2 protein-coding genes are annotated in these 6,422 nt (G+C 42.4%); one reads left to right on the forward strand and one right to left on the reverse strand.

The features are described from left to right. Positions 1-309: 309 nt before the first annotated feature. Positions 310-4,977 carry a PKD domain-containing protein gene (locus VB797_RS35025; protein WP_416350892.1) on the reverse strand — a complete coding sequence of 1,556 codons (4,668 nt, stop codon included), beginning with the start codon at positions 4,975-4,977 and terminating at the stop codon, positions 310-312. Positions 4,978-5,436: 459 nt separating this feature from the next. Between VB797_RS35025 and VB797_RS35030 the strand changes: the two genes are divergently transcribed. Then, positions 5,437-6,321 carry a pentapeptide repeat-containing protein gene (locus VB797_RS35030; protein WP_416350893.1) on the forward strand — a complete coding sequence of 295 codons (885 nt, stop codon included), beginning with the start codon at positions 5,437-5,439 and terminating at the stop codon, positions 6,319-6,321. Positions 6,322-6,422: the final 101 nt, after the last annotated feature.

Below are 6,422 nucleotides of genomic sequence, written 5' to 3' on the forward strand. Positions count from 1 at the left end.
AATCATTTAAACATTTATATTATTTGTATTGCTTTAAAAAGACAATTAGCAACTATACAGCTTATAGTTTGAATAAAAAAAATATCGTTTATTTCTTGCTTATTTTGATTATTTGTCTTCTTTAGTAATAGCAAATTTAATTTTTATGTACGCATAATGGCTTATTCGTTGCTATAAAACAATGATAAGTACACGTAAATCTATGGACGTATCTAATTTATTTTAGGTAAAAAAACTGATGAACAGATAAAACATGAATGGGTTCAAGGGTTCTAGAATAGAACCCTTGTTTTAGACTTACTTTACGCCCTATTCCCCATCAAGTAAAACCTGAAAATCAAGATACTTAAAGGTAAATTTAGTGCTTTCATCCCCAGCCATCAACCGTAAAGCATCAAAATCTTCATCGCTATTAAAGTTTATCTCCCCACTTCTTGTATCAAGGTTAAACAATTTTTCATCAACTACCGTATCTCCCCTCATCGCTACCACCTTAACAACCCCACCATTACTACCATTCGTTTGAACCCTATCCAAGCCCAGAATAGCCCCGCGAGCAGTGCTGTAATTATCGTTAGCTAAAATCTTCAACTGTAAAGCTTCATCCCCATCAATCCGCTTTCTGCTACCAGAATTACCATCATCCCCATCAGCTATACCTATTCCTTCTCCTTGATCAACTCTAGTATTGTCAATCTTCTTCCACTTACCGTCTTCTGAATCAATAGCGGTAATTTCAATCCGTTCAAACACATTATCTAAAGCTTGATTTTGCTTCGCTTTAATTTGATTAACTAAAACATTGTTTTCATAGACTGTTGCTTTTCTATGCTTATCTAAAACAAACTTCAAGCTCGCGGTGGTAGGTTGAGCGGTATGTACGGTTTCAAATTCAGCGGAGCGGAAGGTGAATTTTGTATCGTCATCCGCTGCTTGTAATTGCAATTTATCAAAAGCTTGATTGCTTAAGAAATAAAGTTCTTCGGTTTCCGAGCCGATAGTGTAGGTTTTACTTCCTACAATCACTCCGTTTCTATAAGCGACGATTTTAACTTTACCACCGTCGGTATTGTTAGCGATGGATTGAATTCTATCTACTTTGACAACTGCTGATAAAGCACTATTGTAATTATCATTGGCTTGAATTTCTAACTGTAAAATTTCATCGCGATCGATCCGTTTCTTCCGTGATGTATTACCGTCTTCTCCGTCAGTAATACCGATTCCTTCCCCGTTATCGTGGAAAGTTCTATCTATTAACGGTTTAACGTTATCTTCGCTATCAATTGCAGTTACTTTAATTCTTTCAAAAGCATCAGCAACTGGTTGATTTTGACTGCCGCGAATTTGTTCGACTACCGTACCGTTTTCTTCAACTTTGAGCGTCATCAATCTTTGAGAGAATTTTAGGTAAGTAGGAGCGGTATTATTGGTTTTAACTGCATCAAATTCCGCTGCTCTTAAGGTAAATTCGGTATTGTCATCACCAGCCATTAAATGCAAGCGATCGAATATTGTATCGTTGGTAAACGTAATAGTTTGTTTTTTATCGGTTAATTCGTAAACTTGTTCTCCAACAACCGTCGCACCTTGTAAAGCGATAATTTTAACCTTACCACCGATGGTTTTATCAAAACCTTGAACCCTATCTACGGTGACGTAAGCAGTTTTGGCGCTATCGTATTTATCGGTAGAATTAATTCTTATCTGTAAAACTTCATCACCGTCAATACGTTTCTTCCGCTTACTATTCCAATCTTCTCCATCAGTAATACCAATTCCTTCTCCATTGTCGTGGAAGGTTACGTCATCTAAAACGTTGGGTAAATCATCGCTGTTGAGAGCTACAATTTGCATTCTTTCAAATGCTAAAGGTTTAACTACTTTGTTTTGATTACCTCTAACGTCTTCTACTAATTGTGAATCTTCGTAAACTCTCAAGCTGAGTTTTTCCTGTTGGAATTTAAGTTTGGTGATTTCTAGTACATTTAGCTGGAGTGTATCGGTTGTAGAAGCTCCGTCATTGTCAGTAACGGTTAATGTCACCGTGTAATTTCCAGGATTTGCGTAAATATGAGTCGGATTGAGGTAATCTGCTGCTTCACCTTCAATAACCGTACCATCACCAAAGTCCCATTTAATAGAGTGGGTATCTAAGATGCCGGAGTCGTTGAAGCTGCCGTTAAAGGTGATACTTTCCCCTTCTATGATTGTTCGTGAAATTCCTGCATTTACTATGGGAGCAAGGTTATTAACGGTTAATGTTTGAGTTTGTGTTGTGGATGCTCCGTCGTCATCTGTAACTGTCAAGGTGACGGTGTAATCTCCGTTATCTAAATATTTGTGGCTGACGTTATCACCTTGAATTGGAGTGCTACCGTCACCAAAGTCCCATGTGTACGTAAGTTTATCATTGCCGGGGTCATTGGCGATCGCCTTAAACGTGGCGATATCTCCTTCATTTATATTGGTATCCCCAGTAATTTCTGTAATCGTGGGAGCGACGTTGTTAACGGTAACTGTAATGGTTTCCGTCGCAATTCCACCGTCACCGTCTTCTACCGTTAGAGTAACTGTGTAAATTCCATCGTCGGTAAAGATATGACTGACGTTTTCTCCAGTCTTCGGAGTGCTACCGTCACCAAAGTTCCAACTATACGTTAATTTATCATCTCCTGGATCGGTGACTGTTGCTGTGTAGTTAGCAGTGTCTCCTTCGTTAATTACGGTATCCCCGGTGATTTCTGTAATTGTGGGAGCAACGTTATCAACTTGTACGGTTAATGTTTGTTGTGTGGAAGCTCCGTTTGTATCTTCTACGGTGACGGTTACGGTGTAGGTTCCGTTATCTACAAACTTATGATTGACAATCTTGCCAACTTGTGATTCTGCACCATCGCCGAAGTTCCATGTATACGTAAGATTATCATTTCCTGCATCGGTTGCGTTGGCGCTGAATGTTGCGGTATCCCCTTCGTTAATGTTGGTATCTCCAGTTAGTTCGGTAATTGTCGGTGCTGCGTTATTTACCGTAACGGTGAGTATATCTTGAGTCGCCGCACCATCCGAATCGGTAATCGTTAAGGTAACGTTGTAAGTTCCAGGAGTTGCGTAGGTATGAGTTGGTTCTAAAATACCAGTTGCAACGAATGAGTCACCGAAATCCCACTCAATGGTATGAGTATCTAGTATTCCGGGGTCGGTAAAGCTGCCGTCGAAGTTAACTGTGGTTCCTTGTAAGGTGATTTGATTATCGAGCGCTTCCACAACTGGGGAAACATTATCAACATTTACAGTAAGGGTTTGTTGGGTACTTCCTCCTTGGTTGGTTACGGTTAAGGTAACTGTGTAGGTTCCGTTGTCGGCAAATTGATGATTAACGGTTTCACCTTCCACAGTTGTGGAACCATCTCCGAAATCCCAGGTGTAAGTTAAGGTATCATCACCGTGGCTGGTTGCTGTGGCATTGAAGTTGGCAATCGCCCCTTCTTCTAAATTAGTATCGCCGGTAATTTCCGTAATCGTTGGTGCTGCATTATTAACTTGAATTTGTAAAGTATCGCTGCTGCTACCCCCATCTTTATCGGTAACACTCAGCGTTGCAGTGTAGGTTCCAGGATTTGTGTAGGTATAATTTGGATTCAATTCATTTTCTACAACAGTTCCGTCTCCAAATTCCCATCTAATTGTATGCGTATCTAATATTCCGGGGTCGGTATAGTTGCCGTTGAAGGTGATTGCTTGAAAATCTATGGTTGTTTGGTCTTCTCCTGCTGTGACGGTGGGAGCAATATTGTTGACATTTAAGGTCAGCGTTTCTACTGTTGATGCTCCGTTGCTGTCGGTGACGGTAAGGGTTGCGGTGTAGGTTCCATTATCTAGGAAGGTATGGGTGACGCTTTGTCCGTTTAAGGTAGGAGTGTTGTCTCCGAAGTTCCAGCTATAAGTAATTTCTTCTTCATCAATTGCATTTGCGCTGAATGTGGCTGCTATTCCTTCTGATAGGTTGGGTTCTACGATAATTTCCCTGATGCTGGGAGCGCTGTTGTTTATCGTAATATTTACCGTTGCGGTGTTGGATGTGTTGTTGTCGTTGTCTTTGACAGTATAGGTAAAGGTATCGACTGTTGCATTACCGCTTGGAGTATACGTAATTGTTCCGTCGTCGTTGATTGTAATATTGCCGTTGACTGGTGCGGATTCTATTTGTATTGTGCTGGGGTTGATTGTTCCGTCTGCGTCGGTGTCGTTGTCTAAAACGTTGATTGTGACGGGTTTTCCTTGATTGGTGGTGGCGGTGTCGTTGTTGGCTGTAGGGATTAGTATGTCGTCTGTGAGAATGCGGACGTTATCTATTACTACTCTACTTTCTTTATCGCCGAAGCCGAGGAGGTCGAAGTATAATGTGGCTTCTGTATTAGCGTTAATGTGGCTGATATCTATGGTGACGGTGCGGGTGACGTTAAGGTCAATTTGATTACCGCTGGAAGTAGTTCCGGATATGTTGACTTTATTGCTAAAGTATGCATCGCCGTCATGTTGGATGTTGAGTAGTGCGTCGGTATGCGTTAATCCGGCTGCGGTTCCTGCTAGGGATAAGTTTTGGTTGTTTAGGAGGGCGACTTCAAATGCATCTCCGGGAGCGAGGTTACTGGTGTCTAGGTCGGATTCTAGGATTGTGAATTGGAGGTATTTGGCTTCTTCTGGGATGATGAAGTTTTGGGTGAAGCTGCTGTTTAGGCGGGATTCTTCGGTTAGGACTGCTTGTCCTTGGATGATGTTGGCTGCTCCACGGGTTGACCAGTTTTCTGGGGTGTCGAAGGTGCCGTTGTTGATTCCAATTAGTGGGTCGGATGTGAGTGGTGCGGTTAATTGTGCTAGTGTTGGGTCGCTTTCTCCTGAGCGTAGCAGGTTGAGTATTTGTAAGTTTAGTAATGATGGCAGCTTCCGCACTCCTGGTCTTAATGTTGTGTTCATTAAGTCGTAGGGATGCGCTTCTGAGTCGAGGTGGCTACCGTCGGGGCTGAGAGTGGCGGTGAAGTTGTCTGCTACGAAGGTTTTCTTGCCGTTAATGGTTTGGATGTGACGGTCGAATTCGTTGTATCCGGAGATGAAGCCTGCTAGGTGTCCGAGTTCGTGGAGAATTGTTGTTAGGAGGTCGTATTTTCCGTGGGCTTCTGAATCGGCTGTTGCTAGGAGTGCTGTGTCGGTTAGGGTGTGCGAAAATTCGCTGTGGTCTAAGGGGGTGGTGTCGATGAACCAGCCGAGTTCGTTTGCGTTGTGGTCGATGAGGATTTTTCCTCCGTTGGGGATTCCTTGGTCGGTGAATTCTGTGACTTGGGCTTCTGCTAGTTGTCCGGTGGGGAGGTCGGTTATTTCTAGGGTTAGGTTAAGTGGGTTATCTTGTAGTGTGTTGGTTGATGTGGGAACTGAATTATGGATGGTAAAGAATTGCACCAAAGGTATGCTGATGGGGAGCGTGACTTTAGTGGGGTTGATTTGAGAGAAGCTCGTATTCGAGGTAAGCGTGGTAGTGACCCAATCTTGAAGGATGCTATTTTCAAAGGTGCTAACTTGAGCGGAATTATCAGCTATCACATTGACTTCAGTGGAGCCGATCTGAGTAATGCCTGCCTGGAAGGAACTGATATCGAGTACGCTAATTTGAGAGGTGCCAACCTGGGTGGAGCTAATTTGAGGAGTGCCAGTTTGGCTGAAACCGACTTGAGTAGTGCCGACTTGAGAAATGCCGACTTGACCAGTGCTAATATCAGTAACGCTAACCTGACTGATGCCAACTTGTTGGGAGCTAATTTGAGTGGAATCATCCAAGAAGGAACCCTTTTCTGTAATACCACTATGCCAGACGGGAGTATTTACAACGACCCCACTAGGGTTATTGAAGCTTCCGAACTGCTTCGGCGTTATGCTGCTGGGGAGAGAATATTCGATAAAGTCATCTTGAATCGCATCGATTTGAGTAGTGCCCATATGCCAGGTATCAGCTTGGAAGAGGCTATCTTGAGTAATGCCAATTTGAGCCGCATCAATCTGGAAGATGCCAACTTGGCTAGGGTTAACTTCAAAAGTGCTAATTTGACTGGTGCTAATTTGATTTGTGCTAATTTGTTGGGTGCCGACTTTACTGATGCTGATTTGCGGAATGCCGATTTGAGTGGTGCTGATATGACCAGCGTTAATTTGAGTGGTGCTAATTTGACTGGTATGAAGTGGGAAGGTGCTTTGCTCGATGGAGTCAAATTGTGGAATACCACTATGCCAACTGGTAAGCTGATTTCTGGAGTTAAATATATTGATTGAATCATTCGTAATTGCCTTGTCTGCTAAAAGTGGAGCAGAAACATTTTCACCTTTTAGTTGGCTACGAAGATTTTCATCTCTAATATTCGTAAGAAAATTAA

Source organism: Rivularia sp. UHCC 0363 (assembly GCF_034931125.1).
Taxonomy (GTDB): domain Bacteria; phylum Cyanobacteriota; class Cyanobacteriia; order Cyanobacteriales; family Nostocaceae; genus Rivularia.